Here is a 22,180-nt window from a genome sequence, read left to right as displayed (position 1 = left end):
CTGGATGGGCGTGGGTTGCTGTTAAAGATGGCAAGCTTGAAATTATGAAAACGCCTAATGGTGAAAATCCCTTAGTGCACAATGCTCGTCCTATTTTAGGTGTCGATGTGTGGGAACATTCCTATTACATTGATTATCGCAATGCTCGACCGAAGTACCTCGAATCCTTTGTAGACCATTTAATTAATTGGGACTATGTTTTGGAACTTTATGAAGAATGTGAATTTTAAACTGTCTCAATAATTTTTTAGTGTATGAAAGTCTCTATAATTCAATAAATTATCGGAGACTTTCATACAGAAGTATTATGGATTAGCAAAAATCTTTTCCTGCTATCTTTAGAATATATGCATAGATATAGGCAACTTCTTCTAGCTTTGAAAAACGTCCAGCTGCACCAGCGTGCCCTGAATCCATATTAATACGTAATAAAACTGCATTATCGTCTGTTTTTAGGTCTCGTAATTTTGCCACCCATTTTGCAGGCTCCCAGTAAGTTACACGAGGATCTGTTAATCCTGCCATCACAAGTATAGGGGGATAGTTTTGAGCTTTAACATTATCGTAAGGGGAATAGGAAGCAATAAGCTTATAATCTTCTTCTGATTCAAGAGGATTCCCCCATTCGGCCCATTCTGGAGGTGTGAGTGGCAATGAAGCATCTAACATTGTCGCTAAGACATCAACAAAAGGCACATTTGCTACGATCCCAGCAAAATCCTGTGGAGCTATATTGGCAATGGCTCCCATCAACATCCCCCCTGCTGAACCACCATGAGCAATCAGCCGGTCGTGAGAAGTGAATTTATTGTTTACAAGGTAACGCCCACAAGCAATAAAATCTGTAAATGTATTGTGCTTAAAGAGATGTTTTCCTTTCTCATACCACTCTACTCCCTTTTCTTTTCCTCCGCGAATATGAGCAATAGCATAAATAAAACCTCTGTTTACTAGAGAAAGTACATTACTATTGAAACTGGCAGGAATAGAAATCCCATAAGCACCATAACCGTAAAGCAGACAAGGCGCACCACCATCAAGGGGAGTGTTTTTGTGGTAAAAAAGTGAAATAGGAATCTTCTCACCATCGTCTGCTATTGCTGTAATACGTCGTGTTACATATGCATCTTTATTATGCCCAGAGGGAATTATTTGCGTTTTTAAAAGCATTCGTTTACAATTTTTCATCTCATAATCAAACACTTGATCAGGTGTTGTCATAGACGAATAGGAAAAACGAATAGTTGGACTGTTATATTCTGCAACTCCTTGCAGACCTAAAGAATAAGCCTCTTCAGTAAAAGCGATGGAATTAACTTGTTTAGTGGTACGTTCCATTACTTTTATACGTGGAAGCCCCTCAAAACGTTCGATCCAGACAAGAAAATCTTGATAAGCATCATGGGATAATATTAGGCACCCAAGCTGATGTGGGATAAACTCAGACCAATTTTCTGATTGTGGAGATGTATATGGCGCTACCATAATTTTGAAATCTTTTGCATTATCTAAATTGGTTAGAATATAAAAGACATCACCACCCTCTGTAAGTAAATATTCAATACCTTTTTGTCGTTTCCGTACACATTGGGGAACAGTAAAAGGCGCCTCAGCAGGAATTAACCAGATCTCGGATGTTTCATGATCATGAATATTAATATAAATAACATCATTAAGCTTAGAACCGCTTACATCTAAGAAAAAACCTGGATTGTCTTCACGAAAAATAAGCTTATCTTGTGATTGATCTGTGTTTAATTGGTGATAATAGAGCTCTGAAGGTCGGTGGTTTTTATCCATCTTAGTATAGAAAAAACCTTCAGACCTAGCATCCCATACAATTTGACCAGATGTATCAGTAATTATGTCCGTACAGTCAGATAATGTCTCAAAATTACGAATTTTAGCTGTATAGAACTCTGATCCTTTGTCATCATAGGTCCATACCACATGTGTATGGTCAGGAGATTCTTGAACTGAACCAAATTTGAAATATTCTTTGCCTTCTGCCAAGACATCACCATTAAGGTACACGTTTTTTTCTCCGCCATTCCTTGGTGTCCGAAAATAATGTGGTTGTTGGCCTCCGGTAACATAAGAGAATCCGTAAGCAAAAGGACCATGTTTTATAGGAACAGAACTATCATTCTCTTGGATCCTGTTTTTCATTTCGGTAAAAAGCAAATCTCGTAATGGTTTTGTATCAGCCATTTGAGCTGATTGATAAGCATTTTCTTTTTCAAGATAATGTCGAATATTGGGATCAAGACAGTTAGGATCTTTAAAAACATCTTGCCAGTTAGACGCACGTAGCCAATGATAGGGATCATCACGAAAAATACCATGATATATTTCCTTATGAGTGATTCTAGATGCTTTGGGAGGAATTGCAAAAGTGCGAGTCATACACAATCCTATATTAAAATATGTTAATAGCTTCGTTTATATGTTAGAATCACAATGATTGATGCAAGTGTAAAAACCTATAAGTTCTATTCACTTGCAAAAATAGCACCATGATAATTTTTAAAACTAATACCTTTCTGTTCATTACATATCACAGCTATTGTTTTCTAGGGATATAACACCACTTTTATAATGAAAGTGACTGGTAAAACAATTAAACTATTAGAAAAAGAATTGATTTTTTTTGAAACAGTATAATCGCATAATTTTACAGAAAGGAATAAATATATCTAAAATATTATTATTACTGTATAAAAAATAAAAATGTCCTATCTCCTTTTAATGAATAGTTTTATATTATAAATAATACTATTATGTCATATTTATAATATATCATGTTTTTTATTATTAAATTTTATAAATATAAATAATAAAAACAAATTTAAAACTTATTAAACATAAACTTACTAAACTATAAGTATTCAAAACAAAATATAATAATTTATATATTATATTTTTATAATTAGTAATTTTATTTTTACGTTCTCAAAAAAAATAAATAAATTTTATCATATATTTTTTTATATTTGTGATGTATTATATATTATGTATGATATGTTATAGGGTAAAAATATATTTTAGCATGTAATAATTTCGTTTTTCTTATTGTATATTATGACAAAAAATAGGTATTTATTTGATTTTTTTGTGTTTTGGCAATTTTATAGAATAATTGAATTGACAAAAAAGATTTTTGTACAATATGAAACTCATGTGCATGAGATCTTTATATCATGAGTATATGCACTATATCTCGATTTTGAATTACTCAATTTTAAATTAAAGGAAACAAGAATGGAACATCGTGCAGTCTTAGAGACTGAAAGCAATTTAGTTATTACATTGGTTGCTGATATTGTTGCTGCCTACGTGAGTAATAATTCTATTCGACCGACTGAAGTGCCAAGTTTAATTGCTGATGTCCATGCTGCTTTTCGTAAAGCAGGGAATCTAGAGTTAACAGAAGTCGAAGTTGAAAAACAAAGGCCTGCCGTTAATCCGAAGCGTTCAGTATTTCCTGATTATCTCATTTGCCTTGAAGATGGAAAGAAGTTTAAATCTCTAAAGCGTCATCTCATGACACATTATGGAATGTTGCCAGAGGAATATCGTGAAAAATGGCAGTTAGATAGTTCTTACCCTATGGTGGCGCCTAATTATGCAAAAACACGATCGGCTTTGGCCAAAGAAATGGGGCTTGGACGCAAAAGCAAACGGAAAAAAACTAAATAATCTTATTTTGCGAAAAAATGGTTTCGTGCATAAAGTTGATTTTAGTATACATGTTTTGTGTGAAGCTTTTGTATATATAGCAATTTCTACCAAGGGGATTACATATAGCTTTCGTTACGAATCCGTTTAATCATTGATTTCAAACCATTTGATCGTTGTGGTGTAAGATTTTCATTTAAACCAAGTTTTTCAAAGAGCTCTTGAGCATCAGAATTGCGAATTTCAGAAGCTTTTTTGCCTGAATAAAAAGCAAGAAGTATGTAAATGAGTCCACGCACAATATGAGCATCGGAATCACCTTGAAACGTCAATATTGGATCTTTTGAGTTATTACGTGAAGATAGAAGCCACACTTGGCTAACACAACCAGGAACTTTGTGAGCATCGTTTCGAGCGCTTTCTGGAAAAGGTGGCAATTCATAGCCAAGCTCGATGACATAACGATAACGATCTTCCCAATTATCCAAAAGCGAAAAGTTCTCTATAATATTACCGATTGTTTCCGCCATTATTTTAGTCCTGTTTCGTTTGAATAATCATTCTTGAATACACTTATAAAAAATAAATATTTATTCTTCCTAACATAAATAACACGAAGAACGTTAAAAATCCTTATTTCAAGATAACATTGCATGGTTTTGTAAGAACTCTTGTATTTCGATTTTGTAAGAAACATTAGGGGAAGTCTCTGATATCATTTTTGTTTCCTAATATGTTCCCTAAATATTCATAAGCAGCTCTTGCACCGTAATATGCGCGCTCACCAAGTGAACTTAAAAAGGATTTTCCTACTTTGCAGGTTTTTATATTACGGTCACAAAATGCGCCTAAGTCATTTAAGGCTTCCTTAAAAGCAACAATCACATCGCTCGTTGTTGTCTCATTATTTTGGGGGCTAGAAGAATGGTTACTGCTTGGATCTGCTACAAAAAATGAAATAATGACAAAAATAAAAAATAAAAAAAATGATAATTTGATTAAAAAACGTATCATGGACAATCAATGTACCGCAGTGGTAAATACAATAAAAGAAGCATTTTATACACTGTTGCTTTATAAACAATTTATAAAATGTGCTTTTTATAAAATTGAGTATTCATGTATTGGATCTATATCATTGGCTTTTTTATAAATATGGCACAATTCCGCTGTATAAAATGGGATACATTGTCTATTCAGTAAAAAATTAACATCAAAATTATACACTTACAAGCTGGTCATGTTAATGAACATACTATGATAAAAAATGAGAGAGATAATCGTGTTGTGTACATAATTATTTTAAATAATAGTCCACCATCTTAGCTTAGTTGAAAAAGCTAAAAAGAGTAAACTCTGTTATTCTGACTCTAGTGTCGATAAAATATTTATATTATCTATAAAATTTTTACTGGAATGTTATGAAAATAGTCAACCTGTCAATAAAAACATCAAAAAATAACTGCATCTCTTATGATTACATCTCAAGCCAGTTTTTTCTATAACATTGTAAACATCAATTTAATTAATACTTATGAAAATTATTTAATAGAAGGAATTTATACCAAAATATAATAATATTAAGAGATAATTATTATTACCAAACCGTTTATGGATAAGTAACCATCTATATGTAAATTATAAAGAATAGATAATGATTGTCATCTTTTTAGCGTTATAGGCAAATATTTTCAATTTTATTTTAAATAATAGGCAAACATATGCCCCAAAATGAAGAATAACGTGGCATTATTGTTTAGATAATTATATGTGATAATGCAGTTTGCAAATACCAAAATGATCTTGAATGCTAATCATTTGGTGCTCTCTTTATACACATTAAAGATTTGTATAAAATAAAATGAATAAACGTTGATAAGAACTCTTGTTGATTTATCAACTTATAAATTGATATAATGAAGCCGCTCATTTTAGGAGTTTGAAAGGAAAAATCAATAATGTCAATGCACTTCTCTCTGGCTGGAAGTAAAAACTGATTCATATTCGTTTCCTAATTTATATTTGTTTCTTTGTAAAAAATAAACGCAACTGAAAATAAAAGTAATGGCAACAAAACGAAAGACCTACCGAAAAAAAACTGTAAAACACCGTAAATACTATAGTAGTATTGTTATAACACTTCTTCTTATAATTTTTCATTTTATTTTTTGGAGTGCAAAAACTCTTTATTTCTATACACGAAAAAATACTTTATTTTTTGTTGGATCTTTTCTTTTTAGCATTAGTTTTTTATTTATTTCATTTAATGCTTTATTTTCGCAAATGACAACGCATCAAAATATTTTAACTCAAATGAAATTTTCCTCTGTTCAAAGTATAGGTAAGAGCTCTACTTTATCGGAAAAAGAAGAAAAATCACAAGAACTCTCCCGTGTAACTTCTGTACATTCTCAAAGTCATAAGCACACAAATTCACCTTTACCCTCTCAATCAGCAAGCATGCTGGAAAAGCAAAAAGAACTAGCAAAATTAGGACTTTATGATGGACCATTAGATGGACTGGAAGGACCTAAAACACGCCGAGCCATCACTTTATGGAAACAGCAAACTGCTCAGAGAATGCAAAAGAATGTTCTATCTAATCCCGCAGCAGATGAAATCGCGATATTAATTAAGCAAAGCGAAATAGAAACAAACAATACAAAAAATATGACACACTTAAAAGAAGCTATTTTAGAGCCTTCTGTTGAAGATATTATACAAGTGCAAAAAGCTTTACATATTTTTGGGAATGAGGAGGTTATTGTCACAGGAATAGAAGATCAAAAGACGATAGAAGCCTTAAAACAGTTTCAAAAAACATTTGATCTTCCTGTAACAGGTAAAATTAATCACACAATTTTAATGAAAATGCGTGAAATTGGTTTATTAAATTGAAGCTAATCATAATAATCTCTTAATTTATAATGATAATTCATCTTTCGTTTGTTTAATGCTCCCCTCAAACATTCCTTCATCTCAAGCCCTCTTATTTTCAATCAATCAGAATGGTTTTCTTACACATTACATATTGAGCCGTATAATTTTCTTCAAAAAAACCACAACCGATTGCAGAAAAAAGAATATTGCAAAATAGCAAACGCGCTTGTTCTAGCATTTTTATTGCCTCTGATGATAAAAGGACACGAAATTTTTGTAGTATCATGTAAACCTTTCATATTATCGAACCACGAATTGTCCATATATTATCGTCAATTTGATCTTTATAAATATGATGCAAAGAATTTGTGCAAACACCTGTAAGGATAAATAGACGTAAAGCTAATTGTGTTATGGTTGTTGTTTTGCAAAGTGTCTGATAAAAAACCGGCACTTCTCTCTAATCTATTGCTGGAAAGTTATGTGTTTTATGACATTGTCTTCTTAAGAGAGCGTGTGCGTTTAGTATTGCCTATAAATCAACATCCAAACTTACCGCAGCAGTATGTTTGAAAAAAATGTTAAGACAGTTTAGTACTTCTCTCAGCTGTTATAGCTTTTATATGCCAAATGGAGGCAAGAATATTACGCATCTCTGTTTGTATAATCTCTTAAAACAGGAAAACAGCCTAATTTGGGAAAAATATGAAAAGTTAAGGTAAAAACCAGTTTTCATCTTTGTCATTTCCTTTTAATTCAGCTTTACGCCTTTCAAAGACATCTAAAGCAATATCTTTAAAATAACGGAAATTACCTATTGCCTCATGCTCTTACTTTATCACATGTCTTTTTGGTCTCACTCCCCCTCACCTAAAACAAAATGTCCCAAACGGAATATACTTGGATTGCCATTCACGGGCTTTCTTAAAAAACATCTCTAAAGCACCTAAAACCACTTCGCAACAACGCCCATGAATAATAATAGTAGTCCCACTGCACGCGCCGCGCATCATCTTTACGCTTTTTGTCAAGAAGCAAGCCGGCACCATTACACACTGTACCTACCTTCAATTTGTGACAGCTCTTGACACTTGAGACGTTTCATAAGAGGCATATCCTTGCTTTATTTTTTTATCTACAGACGCTCATCCCGCCTGTAACATACAAAAAACATGGTTTTGATTGATTCATTATAAAAGAAGTCGAAATAAGAAGATCTTATGATATTTACAGCTTTCATTCAATATGAGAAATAAAAAATTATCTTTATAAATCAATAGATTGTGTAACTTTGATATTCCTTTATAAATGTAAAGATGGGAGTGCATAATGGAGTTTATAAATTTTGGGAAGATTTTTATAAACTTACGGGGAGTTTTACATAATCCCCATTCCACGAATATCAATGTAAAATGGGGCATCCATTGAGAAATGTCTATCTCAAACAGCATGATGCGCAAAAAAAAATGCATTTGTTTGGAGCATTCTATTTTGCGTGAGGAGCTCATTCCCCTATAAAAAAGCAAACGCGTAAATTGACTGCACAATAACACGTTTCTCTCTATCAAGAGGTTCGCCAATAAAAAGTGCATTAATAATACATCTTTGTCTATCCTGTGCTTTATATTTTCTTTCATAAACCTCTAAAAAAACACTTTCTCGCGTAACACAACTTATCGTGCATTTTAGAAGCATTTTTATTCCCTTTATTAAAGAAAATAAAAGAATATATAAAAATTTATTTCAGTAATAACGATACAACAAAAAATATTAACCCATTACATCCTTTTTGCTATTGCGGCCTGAGCTGCTGCTAAACGAGCAATTGGCACTCGAAAAGGAGAACACGAAACATAATCCAGGTTATTTTCTTCGCATAAAGCAATAGAGGCAGGATCGCCTCCATGTTCACCGCAAATTCCCAATTTTATTTTTGCACGCTTTGAGCGTCCACGCTGTGCAGCAATGGTAATAAGTTCCCCTACTCCATCACGGTCAATAGACACAAAAGGATCTTGCTCTAAAAGACCTTTTTGAAAATAGGTTGCCAAAAAAGGAGCTGCATCATCACGGGAAATCCCAAAAGTAGTTTGTGTCAAATCGTTTGTTCCAAATGAAAAAAATTCAGCAGTTTCAGCAATTTCATCTGCTCGAAGCGCCGCTCTTGGAAGTTCAATCATCGTCCCAACCATATATTGAATAGTGCTTCCCTTTTCTTTCATCACTTCCTCAGCAACCTGATCAATACGCGCTTTCACAAAATCGAGTTCAGATTTTAGTGCAACCAGTGGCACCATAATTTCAAGCATAACAGGAGATCCAGATTTTTGGGCAGCTTCTGCTGCTGCTTCAAAAATCGCCCGCGCTTGCATTTCTGCAATTTCAGGATAAGTAATAGCTAAACGGCATCCTCGTAATCCAAGCATAGGATTAAATTCGTGCAACTGCTGAGTGCGTTCAGCAAGCACTTCAGCAGAAACACCCATAGCTGTTGCAACATCAAGAATTTCTGCTTTCGTTTTAGGCAAAAACTCATGTAACGGTGGATCTAGCAAGCGGATAGTAACAGGTAAACCACACATAATTTCAAATAATTCACTAAAATCTGAACGCTGCATTGGCAACAGCTTATCTAGTGCTTTACGACGACCACTTTCATCATGACTTAAAATCATTTCACGCATGGCAACGATACGTTCATCAGAAAAAAACATGTGCTCCGTACGGCAAAGACCTATACCTTCAGCCCCAAAAGAGCGCCCCATACGGGCATCAGATGGTGTATCAGCATTAGCGCGAACTCTTATACGTCGCATCCCATCAGCCCATTCCATTAATTTTGCAAAGTCTCCGCAAAGCTGAGGCTGCAACATTGCAACTTTCCCTTTGAAAATTTCTCCACTTCCACCATCAATTGTGATAACATCACCTTTTTTTAAGCTTTCTCCTGAGGCAAACAACGTATTTGTGTTATAATCAATCCGCACACTGCCAGCACCAGAAATACATGGTTTTCCCATCCCCCGCGCAACAACAGCAGCGTGACTTGTCATACCGCCACGCGTTGTTAAAATTCCTTCTGCAGCATGCATACCATGAATATCTTCTGGGCTTGTTTCTACACGGACCAAAATAACTTTGCGACCTTCCGCCGACACAGTTTCTGCCTCTTCTGAAGTAAAAACAATTTCACCAGTTGCGGCTCCAGGAGAAGCAGGTAAACCACGTCCTATAACAAAACGTTCTGCTTTAGGATCAAGTGTTGGATGCAAAAGTTGGTCCAGCGACTTTGCATCAATACGCATCACAGCCTCTTCACGGTTTATTAACCCCTCCTCAACCATTTCAATTGCCGTCTTGAGAGCCGCACGAGCCGTGCGTTTTCCTGAACGAGTCTGAAGCATCCATAATTTACCTTTTTCAATGGTAAATTCGAGATCTTGCATATCCCGATAATGCTGCTCAAGCTTCTGCGCAATCTGACATAATTTCAAAAAAGCCTCAGGCATAATTTTTTCTAACGACGGTCTATTTGAACCAGCAACAATACGCGCACTTTCTGTAATATTTTGAGGCGTTCGAATGCCCGCCACAACATCTTCCCCTTGCGCATTAACTAAAAATTCACCATAAAGTTCTTTTTTCCCTGTCGATGGATTGCGTGTAAAAGCAACACCTGTTGCCGAATCTTCTCCCATGTTACCAAAAACCATAGCTTGCACATTAACTGCCGTTCCCCAACTTTCAGGAATGCTATGTAAACGGCGATAAGTAACTGCACGTGCTGTCATCCAACTTGAAAAAACGGCTCCAATTGCCCCCCATAACTGTTGTTCAGGATCTTGTGGAAAAGGGGTTCCTAATTTTTCTTCAACATAGGCTTTATAAGAAATAATAACATTCTTCCAATCATCTGCTGTCATTTCTGTATCAATAGTGTAACCATTGCATGCTTTTACTTCATCAAGAATCTCTTCAAAATACGAATGGTCTAGCCCCAAAACAACGTTAGAATACATTTGGATAAAACGCCGATAACTATCATAAGCAAAACGTTCATTATTGGCTTGTAAAGCAATTGCTTTTACAGTTTTATCATTCATGCCAAGGTTCAGCACTGTATCCATCATCCCTGGCATAGAAGCCCTAGCCCCTGAACGAACAGACAGCAAAAGTGGTCTTTGTTCATTCCCAAATTCACGTCCTGTTTGTTCAGCAACGTATCTTAGTGCTTGCTTAACAGATTCCTGTAGCTCTTCTGGATATGATTTGTCATGGGCATAATAAAAATTACAAACTTCTGTTGTCAGCGTAAATCCGGGTGGTACGGGCAAACCAAGATTACTCATTTCTGCCAAATTAGCCCCTTTACCTCCGAGAAGGTTACGCTCACTTGCACTTCCTTCTGCCTTTCCATCTCCAAAACTATAAACCCATTTTTTCACTGTACAAATCCTCCCATATCAGCTTCAAAACATCATTCAACCCAGGCTCACTTAAAAGCAATGATTTGATTCAAAATTGGCTCAACGATATCGCTTCATAAATGCATAATATTAATCCTTCCAAAAGAGATAATGACCAAAAGTATCACTATCCATCTTCTGGAAGATTAAGATTCAGTTTTTTAGAAAACTATCAATCACCGAAAAAAATTCTTCTACTTTCATGGCACCTTCATATTTACTACCATTAATAAAGAAAGTAGGTGTTGCTGTGACACCAAGCTCTTTACCGCGTTCAAAAGATGCATTTACTTCATCTAAAATGGACTGATTTTTCAAACACGCAGTAAAACTTTCATCTGTAAAACCAGCCATTAAGCCAATTTTCTTCAATGGTGTTAGAGCATTTTTTCCGAAAGCCCATTCATTTTGTTTTTGAAATAAAACTTCTATCAAAGGAAAATAGCGATCTTCCGGTGCACACCGTGCCAACATAAAACCTGCTGTTGCCCGAGGATCAAAAGCATATTCTCGGAAAATAAGTTTTACTTTTCCTGTTTTGATATATTTTTTACGAATTTGGGGAAGTATATCATTATAAAAATGCGCACAATGGGTACATGTCAACGAAGCATACTCAACAATGACGACTGGTGCATCCGCCTCTCCCTCAAAGCGATCCTTTACTTTACCCGATTGGAGAAGCTCTGCCATATCAACAGTTGCCACTGATTTGGGATCACGCGCTAAAGCAACTGTTACACTGTTTTGTACAATCGTTATGAAGAGAAAAATTATCCCGAAAGATAAAAAAGAACGATATTTTACCATAAATAATACTTTTCTGTTGTTATTAACGAATAGGAATCCAATGCTTTCTCATATATTAAAGAAAAATATATAAAATATCTTTCTATTTATTATTTTTTTCCAAAAAAATGCAACAGCCAAGTTGATAAAGTGCTTGGTGCAAACTTTTATCTTCAATTCCTTCAAGCATTTTTTCCACGCATTTTTTGTCTTGTTCACTCAAAGGCGGTTTTAGAGGCAAGTGATTCATAAAAACCGACATACTCCTTTGCTCAATCTTGATGCGATCAATAGCAATATAGCCAAAAAATCCGTTAATTCTATGAAGTAATTCCTCTGTTTCATGCATCAATTTTAACGCAGCAAATCCTTCACATGCGACAACAAGTGTTGCTGGCTGAAAAACTTCATCTTGATCTGCACGACGTTTCCAAATAATTTTAAGCGGCATTGTATGTTCACTGATATCATAGCCCGCAATCTGTGGCCAATGTTCTATAAGCGCTACATTAAGCCCTGTCCGTTTGCGTAAAACTGGATCAAGTATTTTGTATACCGCCTCAGAAAGAGAATAAAAGATACGTTTTTTAAGTTGTTTTCTCATTTTTAGATCATTGTTCAACCGCTTACTAAATTAAAATCATTTGTTTCATCTAAAAATTGTTGCCTCCTCAATTTATGAAATATCAACAAAATAAAAAGCCTTTTCTCACCAGAGCCTTGACAATAAAAGAGCAAAAAACATGAATTACAAAATAAATAATTTTTTCTTTTGCATTTTATATCTCCCTATGCTTGAAAGCAATCATGTATGAAATTTCTTCGCACCTCCTTGCTTGGTACGATCAAAATCACAGACATCTTCCATGGCGGATTACCCCCGAAAAGCAAAAACAAGGTATCCGTCCTGATCCTTATCAAGTTTGGCTTTCTGAAATCATGCTTCAACAAACAACCGTTGAAACAGTTAAGCCTTATTTTAAAAAGTTTCTAAAACTATGGCCTGATCTTTCCTCTTTAGCAAAAGCCTCCCAAGATGATATCATGAAAGCATGGGCTGGACTTGGTTATTATTCACGCGCACGTAATCTTAAAAAATGTGCGCGACAGCTTGTTGAAAACTACGCGGGACAATTTCCACAATCTGTAAAAGAATTGCGAACTCTAGCCGGTATTGGAGATTATACTGCCGCAGCCATTGCTGCGATTGCTTTTAACCACCCTGTAGCAGTGGTTGATGGTAATGTCGAACGTGTGGTAGCGCGACTTTTTGCTATCACTTCAATATTGCAAAAAGCAAAAGTTGAAATTAAAGAAAAAACACAAAAAATTACTGCTTTAAATCGTCCTGGTGACTTTGCTCAAGCAATGATGGATTTGGGAGCAACAATTTGTACTCCACGCAAACCATCTTGTTATACCTGCCCTCTTCAATGTTTATGCAAAGCAGAAAAGATGCAACAACCGGAGTCTTTTCCAGTTAAAGCCCCTAAAAAAGAACGCCCTTCAAAAACAGGTATTGCTTTTGTGGTCCTTAATAAAAAGAAACAAATTTATTTGGAAAAACGACAGACGCAAAAGCTCCTTGGTGGAATGACCCAAATTCCTAACAATATTGGCATAAACAACGAAAATGGGCTACAAAACGCACCCTTTACTGCCAATTGGCAATTCAAAGGACAAATTACGCATGTTTTTACTCACTTTTCTCTAAAACTTGATGTTTACTATACCGAAGATGTTCATGAAATGAATTGTGAAAATGGTTGGTGGTGTAACATTCAACATCTTGCCGAAGAAGCATTACCTACTGTTATGAAAAAAGCCATTTCCGTAGCACTTCCCAATTCTTTTAGATTTAAATAACCTTCCCTATTCATAAAAATGTTTTCTAATGGAGACTTTTGTATCTCTAGCGATCATTTATTAATCTGTAAAAGAAAAATTTTAAAAAATGAAATAACCAATTTTTGCTACAGACAAAAATTAAGGAGCGATAGAAACGCTTAGAAGCTTTAGATTTAAATTTCAGGATCTATCCTTTTTTCGCTTATGACGGAGCAAGTTAGCACCATCGTTATATTTACCAGCCCCCTCAACATCCCTTGGTACGTGAAACGGATTATAAGAGGTACTTTTAGTTCTTTCGTTAACAATTTTTATTCACACGCCAACCCCGTTTATGACATGCAAGAAAGTAATTTTCATCGATTCAATATGGAACAAATTTGAAATAAGAAAACTTGACGATATTCCGAGGGCAATTCGATATGAGTTGCGCTAAATTATCTTTATAATCAATATATTATATGCACTTCACAGATGTACGTATTCAAAAAAGCACTTAATTTTGAACTTCTGAATGAACCTTTTAATTCTGATATTTCATTTTTATAAGCTTATATTGAAATTTTACTGTTTTGGAACTAAAATGAGAACATAGATTGAAAATTTCTCATTTTAATTTCTTCTAAAAGAAGCATAAAATACTCGCTTGTCGCTTACAAGCGAGATTTAGTGTGTCAATAAAAAACATCTAAGAAAGGCTAAAACACCCTCACGTCCATCTCAATCAAGATCAGGTACATTGGTGGTCAATAGAATGAAGCGATCAGCTTAGTTCATAAAACACCCGTTTTTAACATTTGTGAACGTATGATCATTCTTAAATGATCTATGGACTTCAACCGTCCATTTTCCTCATAATACCAAAAGGTCCAACCATTACAACTCTGCGAATCTTGAGCCTTTCTTCCCATTGCGTGAATTGAGCCCGCTTCACCACCATGCATAATCGTACCATCAGCTCTTACAATAGCAGATACTTGCTTCTTACGATCATACAGAACTTCTCCAGGATAGAGTAAACCTGCTTCAAGCAAACTGTTGAATGCTACGCGCGGTTCTGCTTTTTTTCTATCCAAAATCGCTAGTTCTGGTTGCGCTAAAGGTTGAACCGCCGCAATTCTCTCACATGCTGCATCGATGTAATCTTGCTCGCGTTCAATCCCAACAAAATCACGCCCTAAAAGCTTGGCAACAGCACCTGTTGTTCCCGAACCAAAAAACGGATCGAGAATAACATCACCAGGTTTACTAGAAGCCATAATAATACGCGCTAATAACGCTTGCGGTTTTTGTGTTGGATGTAATTTACGCCCCGAATCATCCTTTAAACGTTCAGCTCCAGTGCAGAGAGGGAAAAGCCAATCTGAACGCATTTGTAGATCTTCATTTGCCGCTTTTAAGGCATCATAATTAAATGTGTACTTTTTATCTTTTTGATCTCGCACGGCCCAAATAAGCGTCTCATGAGCATTTTGAAAACGGCGCCCTCGAAAATTAGGCATCGGATTATTCTTGCGCCAAATAATATCATTAAGCATCCAAAAACCTAAATCTTGTAATGCCGTCCCAACCCGAAAAATATTATGGTAAGATCCGATAACCCAAAGTGTTCCGTTGGGTTTTAATACACGACGACAAGCAAGCAACCATGCACGAGTAAAAGCATCATAAGCAGCAAAACTCTCAAACTGATCCCATGCATCATCAACCGCATCAACAAGCGAATGATCTGGACGGTATAAAGCTCCATCCAATTGCAAATTATAGGGTGGATCCGCAAAAATCATATCAACAGAATGTTTTGGAAGTTTTTCTAAAACGGAAACACAATCTCCTTTAAAAATTTTATTGCGCCATGGCATTTGTGAGGGAGTACGAAGGAAATCTTTTTGAAGCTGAATAACTGTCATGAAAAACCCAACAAAATTAACTGAATTTGCCCTATAATCAACCAAAATAGTTTATAGGCCCGCATTACCCATCTATATTTACAAAATAGCGTAAACGTATCGTTAAAGTTCTACAAAATTGATGATTGTTTTTGTTTTTTTAGTAAAAAAAAACTTTCATATGAATGAAACCTTAATTTTTTTTTCAATGTACTGTTCCCATATCTTTTATTTCGTAAAAGAATTAAGAATCATTTTCAAAGCGTATTTTTATGAAATAAGATCTTCTCAATATCGTTTTCATGAAAGTTGTCCATCTCGTAACATGTAAAGGAATATCTTATGCCTCAGATAGATCTTATTATTTTTGATTGTGACGGAGTTCTCGTCGACTCTGAATATCTTGCAGCAAAAATTGGATCTCAATTGCTCAAACAAACAGGATATGAAATATCACCCGAAGAATTGAGTGAGCGTTTTGCAGGGCTTATCTTTCGCGATATTCTTAAACACGTTGAACAGGAAACAGAAAAACCTATTTCTGCTCATCTCATAGATCAAATGACTAATATTTTTCGTACACAAATAAAAACTAAATTACGGGCTATTGATGATGTAAGAGAAGCTGTAGAAATTATCCAAACACGCTATCCCTACTGTATCTGCTCTAATGCAAAAAGCGTAGATATAAAAGAGATGCTCATCACGGTTGATCTCTATGACCTTTTTGAAGGTAAAATATTTTCAGCACCTGAAGTTGGAACAAAAAGAACGAAACCGGCCCCTGATGTTTTCCTTTTTGCCGCACAACAATTACAGGCAGAGCCCCAAAACACTATCGTTATAGAAGATTCACTTCATGGTGTACACGCAGCCATAGCAGCAGGCATGCGTGTCATCGGCTTTACGGGAGGATCACATAGCTATCTTGGCCACTCTAATGCACTTGCAGAAGCTGGTGCAGAAACAGTTATTGCAAAACATGCTCATTTAGGAGAAGTCTTAGAAGCAATGGCAGTATGGCGAGATCTATTATAAAAAATCTCTTGAATATATCAATTTGTAAACTCTTGTAAGAAGCATTTTTATTCAAATGTCCTGCTCTTCTCGCTGCTCCTTTTATAATAACTTCAATAAATGCGTAATTCACGACACGGGTGAATTGCATCTCAATGTGAAGGAAAAATATAGCGCCTCATTGAAATCATAAGTCTGTTAACCATTGCACGTGCTTTAAAAAAAGCCAAAAACAGGGGTGCCAACTCATGAAAATTAAACCCTGCTTATCTATCTCAACTCCGATATCCCACTCCCAACCTCAGCAGCTCATCCTGATAAATTATTATATTTGTCAAAAAAGGAATATTACGATGCCTTGCTCGATAAGATGTGAGAATTGCTAGCCTCTTTCATCTGATCAAAAAAATCACATACTATGGTAAAATTGTAAGGGATGTGCCTATTAATCATGGAAAAAATATTAAAATTCGCGGAATCTATGGAACACAAGACTTTATTGAAAATGACAAATGCGTCCTTGTTGAGTTACAAAGGCTTATATTTACTCAATCCAAATCTCATAAACTTGTTGAAGGCTTATTTACTTTGCTGCTTAAATAGTATTTTAACAGCATCAATTGGTACAACCTCCCTAAGATTACAAAAAACAAAAAGAATACACTCTTATGAAGATGTGCATTTTATAAAAAATATTTCATACCAAGTAATTTACAGACAATATATTCATTTATAATCATAATTTATCATGATTCAAATTAAGCAAAAAAACCGAATATTGTAAGATTCTCTCATTTCAAACCTAGATATGCTGAATTAAATAAATAAAGAAATAAAAATGCCTTTTAATGAATCATCTCAAAAGGCAAAAATTGTAGCAACATTAGGAGCGAGAAAAGTGTATGGCAATGCCATCTTTCTTCTTTATAAACGTCAAAAATTCTGATGCCCTAAGAATTTTATATTATGGGGGCTTTATCATCATATCTATCATTGCAAAATAGGCTTGAGTACCTTGAGAACGGTTTCTTTAAAAAAGCACATAAATATGAAACATATAATCATGTTAAACAAGCGACAGCGATACCAATAGTTGCTTAAAATTTTCCGAAAGCACTTAATAGCCTTTTTAAATAAGCAATGAAATCAGATCTTTTCAAAAGTAATCCACTTTCTAAAAATAAAAGCGGCTTTTCAGTTTGGAAAGAAGAAAGTGTTGAAAATATTATCTAATGCTGATCTTTCGGCACTCATAAATATGTCTAAATTATATTCTTCTATACACTGCCTTGCATCATAGTAATATGCTGTTCACATTGGCGATAAAAAGATAATATCATTTATCTCTATCCAATTCGAGCTCTACTTTACACTATGAAAAAATTGTACATTTTTTAGTATCTATAACATATTATTATCTATAAGATAAATGTATATATTTAATAGTAAAGTAAGAATTATTATTCTGATATCACGATGCAATTAAATAACCATTGAATAATAATTTAATAATATCTATAGAACACACATTCTACAATAATGACTATCTATAATAAATACTATAAATAATAAAATTTTAGCGTGTCCATTCATATTTTAATTGTTAATAATATTTTTATAACCACATCATAATTTTCATTTTTTCTATTATACTATCGATAATAAATAATTTTTTATATATTTAATATGTAAAAATTTTGATCAATTTTATTATCTATAAATGTATTTAAAAAATATATTAATGTCATTTTATAAAAATTATACGATAACCATATGTTATTTTATATATAACACATAATAAAATATTGTATAAAGTTTTTAAAAAATATAATTTGTAATTATTACTGTTACTTTTTTACAATAACGTTTATAAAAATTATAGTTATATTTTTATATGTATTTTTATTATTGACTAAAAATACATATTGAACTATATTACTTGTATATAGTGTGAGATACATAAACATTATGTATATTTCTTACATATATAACTTAAAAATATTTGAGGTAAAGTTATGGTAAAAATATTTAAAAATTATATTTTAAGCATTTTTATAGCGAGCACTTTTTTTATTTCACAAACTGTAAATGTTAATGCAAACTATTTGAAAAACGATACTCCAAAAGAGGAACTTTCTGTTTTCCCAATGGAACAAGTAAAATATGCGAAATCCGATGTAGTTTCTACGACTGCTTTCTATGCTCCGTCTGTAAATTATCAAACAGAACATGGAACAATAGGTGAAGGAAAATTTGAAAAGGTCGTTGAGCCTATGACTATAGGAATGGGGCTATTGTTTACTGGACATGTAATGAGCTTTATAGGATCGATAATAAGTTGGATAAAGGACATAGTATTGATGTTCAAATAATTCAACCTCGTCTAGAACTCTATAATAATAGCTTTATTATGTGGCTATAATTCATTGTAAATAATTACATAATGAAGCTCATTATGCTACAAAATATAAATGTTGTAGATTACATCCAAATATCCAAAGTATAAATTAAGTATAAATTTACGCATATATATTGAATAGTATAAATATTTGAGGTAAATTATGATTAAATTATTTAAAAATCATATATTAAGTATTTTCATTATTTCTGCCTTTTCTCTTTCTCAGGTTGTAAATGTGCATGCAAACTCTTTACAAAATAGTACTCATCGTGAGAATATTTTTGTTTCTGCAATAGAACAGAAAAGAAAGGATGCAGTCCATACCGTTTCTCTCTATAGACCTAGTCTAAATCGTGGAGTGGGTAATGAAGCTACTATTGAAGGAAAATTTGAAAAGGTTGTTGAACCTCTTACACTCGGGGCTTTTGGTATGGGGATGGCACTTGGATATGCATCAAGTACGATAGGCATGTTTTTAGGATGGATAATAAGTAAAATAATATTGTATTTTAAATCTCGTTAAAATTGAAATTTCATCAGAATAAGACCTTCTCATATGAAATATAAACTATGAACATATTCCGTGTTTATCCATTGTTGATGACAAAAACTAATGAATTATCACACTAAGAGTGAAAAAAGCTTTAAATGCTTCTGTTTCTCTCGATGTGCACTAATTCTGCCGATGCATCTATTCAATTCAGATTAAAATAAAAGTATTGGTGGTAAACTATGATTAAAGTATTGAAAACTTACGTATTAAATATTTTTATAGCAGTTGCTTTTCTGCTTTCACAAGTTATAAATGTTCATGCCAATCATTTGAAAAATGATACTCAATGGGAAACTGTCTCTTTAATAGAACAAGGAAAGAAAAAAGCTATCGATATAGCTGCTCTTTATGTCCCAAGTTTCACTCATAAAGCAAAAACTGAATCTGCCTTTGAAGGAAAATTTGAGAAAGTGTTTGAACCAATTACGCTAGGAGTTTTTTCTACAGTAGGAGCTTTGGGTTTTGGATTCTTGACTGGATCTGTTATGGCCATATTTAGCGGGATAATCGGATGGGCAATAGGAAAAATTAAAGGCAAATAATTCAAAGATACTTAGTTATTTTTTTCTATTTAAAATGAAAATACTTTACAGCCTGCTTCCCATCATTTAGCAGGCTGTTGTATGTTTTCTATGGATAAACTTTAGGTTACCATACTGTATAGCACAAATATAATATCTATTATTATACAAAGTGATAAATTAAGCTAAAAAAGATTATTCAAAGTATAGATTTGCGCACGAAGTGCCATAAAATTACCTTATAAATCTTCCAATGTGAGTTCTGAGATGTATCATTTTAACATTCAGTTTAGCAGATTTAATTGTTACAAAGTATTAAGAGCATAAAATAACTATGAATGATTGAGTTTTATACAAAAGTTCTTCAATAAATACCATTCTATCTATTTAATTTTATTATTTAAGAAGGTGTACAAGTGAAGATACGTTGTAAAATTTAAGTGAATGAATAATAGAGAAAAAAATTTTGACTGTAACAGATTTTCTGTGAACATTTGGCGTTTATATCTCAAAAATAAAAATGCTTAAGGCTATTTCCTTTCATTATTGAATTAAAAAGAAGAAAAGAAGCTCTATCCATTTAATAATTTAAATATTATGAAAAACGTGAAATAAATAACTTCATCAATTTGCCAGAAATAAAAAAAGGATAAGACTTATGGAATATATCAGCACGAGAGGTGAAGCTCCTGCTTTAAGCTTTACGGAAACAATCATGACAGGGTTGGCAAGTGATGGGGGACTTTATTTGCCAGATAAATTTCCTCAGCTATCATTTGATGCGTTACGAGCACTTCGTGGTCAGTCCTATACAACAATTGCTAAAACTATTCTGTGGCCCTTTGTGAATAACGAAATCGAATATACAGCTTTTGAAAATATGATCGCTGAATCTTATGCAACCTTTCACCATCCAGCAATCTGTCCGTTACGACAAACTGGAGCAGATGAATTTATCCTTGAACTCTTTCATGGTCCTACTTTAGCTTTTAAAGATGTAGCAATGCAGTTTCTTTCTCGACTGATGGATTATGTTTTGACTGAAAAAAATAGATGTGCAACGATTATTGCTGCAACATCAGGTGATACAGGAGGAGCTGCAATACAGGCTTTTGCTGGAAAAGAACACTCAGATATTTTTATTTTATTTCCTAAAGGACGTGTATCGCCTGTTCAACAACGGCAAATGACAACCAATCATTGTTCCAATGTTCATGCCATTGCCATTGAAGGAAATTTTGATGATTGCCAAGCTCTTGTCAAAGCAATGTTTAATGACCACAATTTTCGTAAAAAAAGAGCACTTTCAGGTGTTAATTCTATAAATTGGGCGCGTATCATGGCGCAAATTGTTTACTATTTTTCATCTGCACTTTCTTTAGGAGCACCTGATAGAGCTGTTTCATTTACTGTTCCTACTGGAAATTTTGGTGATATTTTTGCAGGTTATGTCGCAGCCCGTATGGGATTACCCATTGCTCAACTGGTCATCGCAACGAATGATAACGACATCCTTGTACGTACATTGACCAGTGGTACTTACAAAACACAACCAATAGTCCATACAACATCACCTTCTATGGATATTCAGGTCTCTTCTAATTTTGAACGTTTGCTCTTTGAAAGTGGCAATCGTGATCCAATGTGGATTCGCAATGCAATGGAAAACTTGAAAAAAACGGGTCTCTTTACTCTTGATGAAAAGCAACTCAAAAATATTCGTTCCCTATTTTCCGCTGGAAAAAGCAACATGGCTGCAACAGCTCAAACAATTGATAGTGTCTATAAGGAAAGTGGCTATCTTGTTGATCCACATACAGCGGTCGCTCTTCAAGTAGCGCGTGAAAACAAAAAATCGCATATTCCAATGATCGTTCTTGCCACGGCTCATCCAGCTAAATTTCCTGATACTATTAAAAGCGCTTGTGGCCTTCATGCTCCATGGCCATCTCATCTCAATGATGTAATGAAACACGAAGAACATTTTATAAATCTTGCTAATGATGAAAAAATAGTAAAAGATTATATTTCTTTAAAATCGCGTGCATCTTATTAAAGTTAGCTGCATTAATTTAAATCAAGAATATTCTGATACCCTTACAATGAGGTATTTAGCTTATTTAATGGAGTTGTAAATA

Annotated in this window: 15 protein-coding genes and 1 pseudogene; 9 read left to right on the top strand and 7 right to left on the bottom strand. The window is 34.0% G+C overall.

All coding sequences use genetic code 11. The annotated features are described in order from the left end of the window. Positions 1–230 (top strand): superoxide dismutase (locus ACFIL8_RS02235; protein WP_375688826.1); only part of this gene is annotated, 230 nt, incomplete at its 5' end. Positions 231–312: 82 nt separating this feature from the next. Here the strand turns inward: ACFIL8_RS02235 and ACFIL8_RS02230 are convergent. Then, positions 313–2,406 (bottom strand): S9 family peptidase, encoded by a 2,094-nt coding sequence (locus ACFIL8_RS02230; protein WP_375688824.1) that lies wholly within the window; start codon positions 2,404–2,406, stop codon positions 313–315. 855 nt (positions 2,407–3,261) lie between these two features. Here ACFIL8_RS02230 and ACFIL8_RS02225 point away from each other — a divergent pair. Then, complete coding sequence (locus ACFIL8_RS02225; protein WP_012754848.1) at positions 3,262–3,699, top strand: MucR family transcriptional regulator; 438 nt, start codon at positions 3,262–3,264, stop codon at positions 3,697–3,699. A gap of 98 nt (positions 3,700–3,797) precedes the next feature. Here ACFIL8_RS02225 and ACFIL8_RS02220 read toward each other — a convergent pair whose 3' ends face one another. Together ACFIL8_RS02220 and ACFIL8_RS02215 are read right to left on the bottom strand one after the other, a co-directional pair. Further along, a complete protein-coding gene (locus tag ACFIL8_RS02220; protein WP_375611146.1) occupies positions 3,798–4,208 on the bottom strand; it encodes a SufE family protein in 411 nt (136 codons plus the stop codon). 108 nt (positions 4,209–4,316) lie between these two features. Then, positions 4,317–4,692 (bottom strand): annotated as a pseudogene (locus tag ACFIL8_RS02215) (DUF5330 domain-containing protein). Positions 4,693–5,742: 1,050 nt separating this feature from the next. Between ACFIL8_RS02215 and ACFIL8_RS02210 the strand changes: the two are divergent. Then, positions 5,743–6,576, top strand: coding sequence for a peptidoglycan-binding domain-containing protein (locus tag ACFIL8_RS02210; protein WP_375668540.1), 834 nt, complete (start codon positions 5,743–5,745; stop codon positions 6,574–6,576). Positions 6,577–8,336: 1,760 nt separating this feature from the next. On the opposite strand, the gene ppdK is transcribed toward ACFIL8_RS02210, so the two are convergent. The 3 genes from ppdK to ACFIL8_RS02195 form a co-directional block, all read right to left on the bottom strand. Further along, positions 8,337–11,003, bottom strand: a complete 2,667-nt coding sequence (gene ppdK / locus ACFIL8_RS02205) for a pyruvate, phosphate dikinase (protein WP_375613012.1) — start codon at positions 11,001–11,003, stop codon at positions 8,337–8,339. Positions 11,004–11,177: 174 nt separating this feature from the next. After that, positions 11,178–11,834, bottom strand: coding sequence for a DsbA family protein (locus ACFIL8_RS02200; protein ID WP_375611143.1), 657 nt, complete (start codon positions 11,832–11,834; stop codon positions 11,178–11,180). Positions 11,835–11,916: 82 nt separating this feature from the next. Next, the gene (locus ACFIL8_RS02195) at positions 11,917–12,417 is read right to left on the bottom strand and encodes a DUF721 domain-containing protein (protein ID WP_375638055.1); all 501 of its coding nucleotides are present in this window, start codon (positions 12,415–12,417) and stop codon (positions 11,917–11,919) included. A gap of 203 nt (positions 12,418–12,620) precedes the next feature. On the opposite strand from ACFIL8_RS02195, the gene mutY reads away from it, so the two are divergent. Next, positions 12,621–13,679, top strand: coding sequence for an A/G-specific adenine glycosylase (gene mutY / locus ACFIL8_RS02190; RefSeq protein ID WP_375620664.1), 1,059 nt, complete (start codon positions 12,621–12,623; stop codon positions 13,677–13,679). Positions 13,680–14,434: 755 nt separating this feature from the next. On the opposite strand, the gene ACFIL8_RS02185 is transcribed toward mutY, so the two are convergent. Further along, positions 14,435–15,523, bottom strand: coding sequence for a site-specific DNA-methyltransferase (locus tag ACFIL8_RS02185; RefSeq protein WP_375613050.1), 1,089 nt, complete (start codon positions 15,521–15,523; stop codon positions 14,435–14,437). A 369-nt stretch (positions 15,524–15,892) separates the two neighbouring features. Here ACFIL8_RS02185 and ACFIL8_RS02180 point away from each other — a divergent pair, with 369 nt between their 5' ends. The 5 genes from ACFIL8_RS02180 (at position 15,893) to thrC (ending at position 22,098) form a co-directional block, all read left to right on the top strand. Continuing rightward, positions 15,893–16,588 carry an HAD family hydrolase gene (locus ACFIL8_RS02180; RefSeq protein WP_375613014.1) on the top strand — a complete coding sequence of 232 codons (696 nt, stop codon included), beginning with the start codon at positions 15,893–15,895 and terminating at the stop codon, positions 16,586–16,588. A gap of 1,994 nt (positions 16,589–18,582) precedes the next feature. Next, a complete protein-coding gene (locus ACFIL8_RS02175) occupies positions 18,583–18,939 on the top strand; it encodes a hypothetical protein (RefSeq protein ID WP_375613015.1) in 357 nt (118 codons plus the stop codon). Between the two features lie 189 nt (positions 18,940–19,128). Beyond that, a complete protein-coding gene (locus ACFIL8_RS02170; protein ID WP_375628296.1) occupies positions 19,129–19,491 on the top strand; it encodes a hypothetical protein in 363 nt (120 codons plus the stop codon). A gap of 209 nt (positions 19,492–19,700) precedes the next feature. Continuing rightward, complete coding sequence (locus ACFIL8_RS02165) at positions 19,701–20,063, top strand: hypothetical protein (RefSeq protein WP_375688822.1); 363 nt, start codon at positions 19,701–19,703, stop codon at positions 20,061–20,063. 637 nt (positions 20,064–20,700) lie between these two features. After that, a complete protein-coding gene (gene thrC, locus ACFIL8_RS02160; protein WP_375613018.1) occupies positions 20,701–22,098 on the top strand; it encodes a threonine synthase in 1,398 nt (465 codons plus the stop codon). The last annotated feature ends 82 nt before the right edge of the window (positions 22,099–22,180 follow it).

Source organism: Bartonella sp. AP57NXGY (genome assembly GCF_042195805.1).
Taxonomy (GTDB): Bacteria; Pseudomonadota; Alphaproteobacteria; order Rhizobiales; family Rhizobiaceae; genus Bartonella.
The sequence above is the reverse complement of the archived record's forward strand: the minus strand, read 5'-3'. Positions and strand labels throughout refer to the sequence as shown.

Excerpts from the sequence above, each read along its gene's own strand:
- ACFIL8_RS02220 (WP_375611146.1), bottom strand. The coding sequence starts at position 4,208 with ATGGCGGAAACAATCGGTAATATTATAGAGAACTTTTCGCTTTTGGAT.
- ACFIL8_RS02210 (WP_375668540.1), top strand. The coding sequence starts at position 5,743 with ATGGCAACAAAACGAAAGACCTACCGAAAAAAAACTGTAAAACACCGT.
- ACFIL8_RS02200 (WP_375611143.1), bottom strand. The coding sequence starts at position 11,834 with ATGGTAAAATATCGTTCTTTTTTATCTTTCGGGATAATTTTTCTCTTC.
- ACFIL8_RS02195 (WP_375638055.1), bottom strand. The coding sequence starts at position 12,417 with ATGAGAAAACAACTTAAAAAACGTATCTTTTATTCTCTTTCTGAGGCG.
- ACFIL8_RS02230 (WP_375688824.1), bottom strand. The coding sequence starts at position 2,406 with ATGACTCGCACTTTTGCAATTCCTCCCAAAGCATCTAGAATCACTCAT.
- mutY (WP_375620664.1), top strand. The coding sequence starts at position 12,621 with ATGTATGAAATTTCTTCGCACCTCCTTGCTTGGTACGATCAAAATCAC.
- ACFIL8_RS02225 (WP_012754848.1), top strand. The coding sequence starts at position 3,262 with ATGGAACATCGTGCAGTCTTAGAGACTGAAAGCAATTTAGTTATTACA.
- ACFIL8_RS02175 (WP_375613015.1), top strand. The coding sequence starts at position 18,583 with ATGGTAAAAATATTTAAAAATTATATTTTAAGCATTTTTATAGCGAGC.
- thrC (WP_375613018.1), top strand. The coding sequence starts at position 20,701 with ATGGAATATATCAGCACGAGAGGTGAAGCTCCTGCTTTAAGCTTTACG.
- ACFIL8_RS02170 (WP_375628296.1), top strand. The coding sequence starts at position 19,129 with ATGATTAAATTATTTAAAAATCATATATTAAGTATTTTCATTATTTCT.
- ACFIL8_RS02165 (WP_375688822.1), top strand. The coding sequence starts at position 19,701 with ATGATTAAAGTATTGAAAACTTACGTATTAAATATTTTTATAGCAGTT.
- ACFIL8_RS02185 (WP_375613050.1), bottom strand. The coding sequence starts at position 15,523 with ATGCCATGGCGCAATAAAATTTTTAAAGGAGATTGTGTTTCCGTTTTA.
- ACFIL8_RS02180 (WP_375613014.1), top strand. The coding sequence starts at position 15,893 with ATGCCTCAGATAGATCTTATTATTTTTGATTGTGACGGAGTTCTCGTC.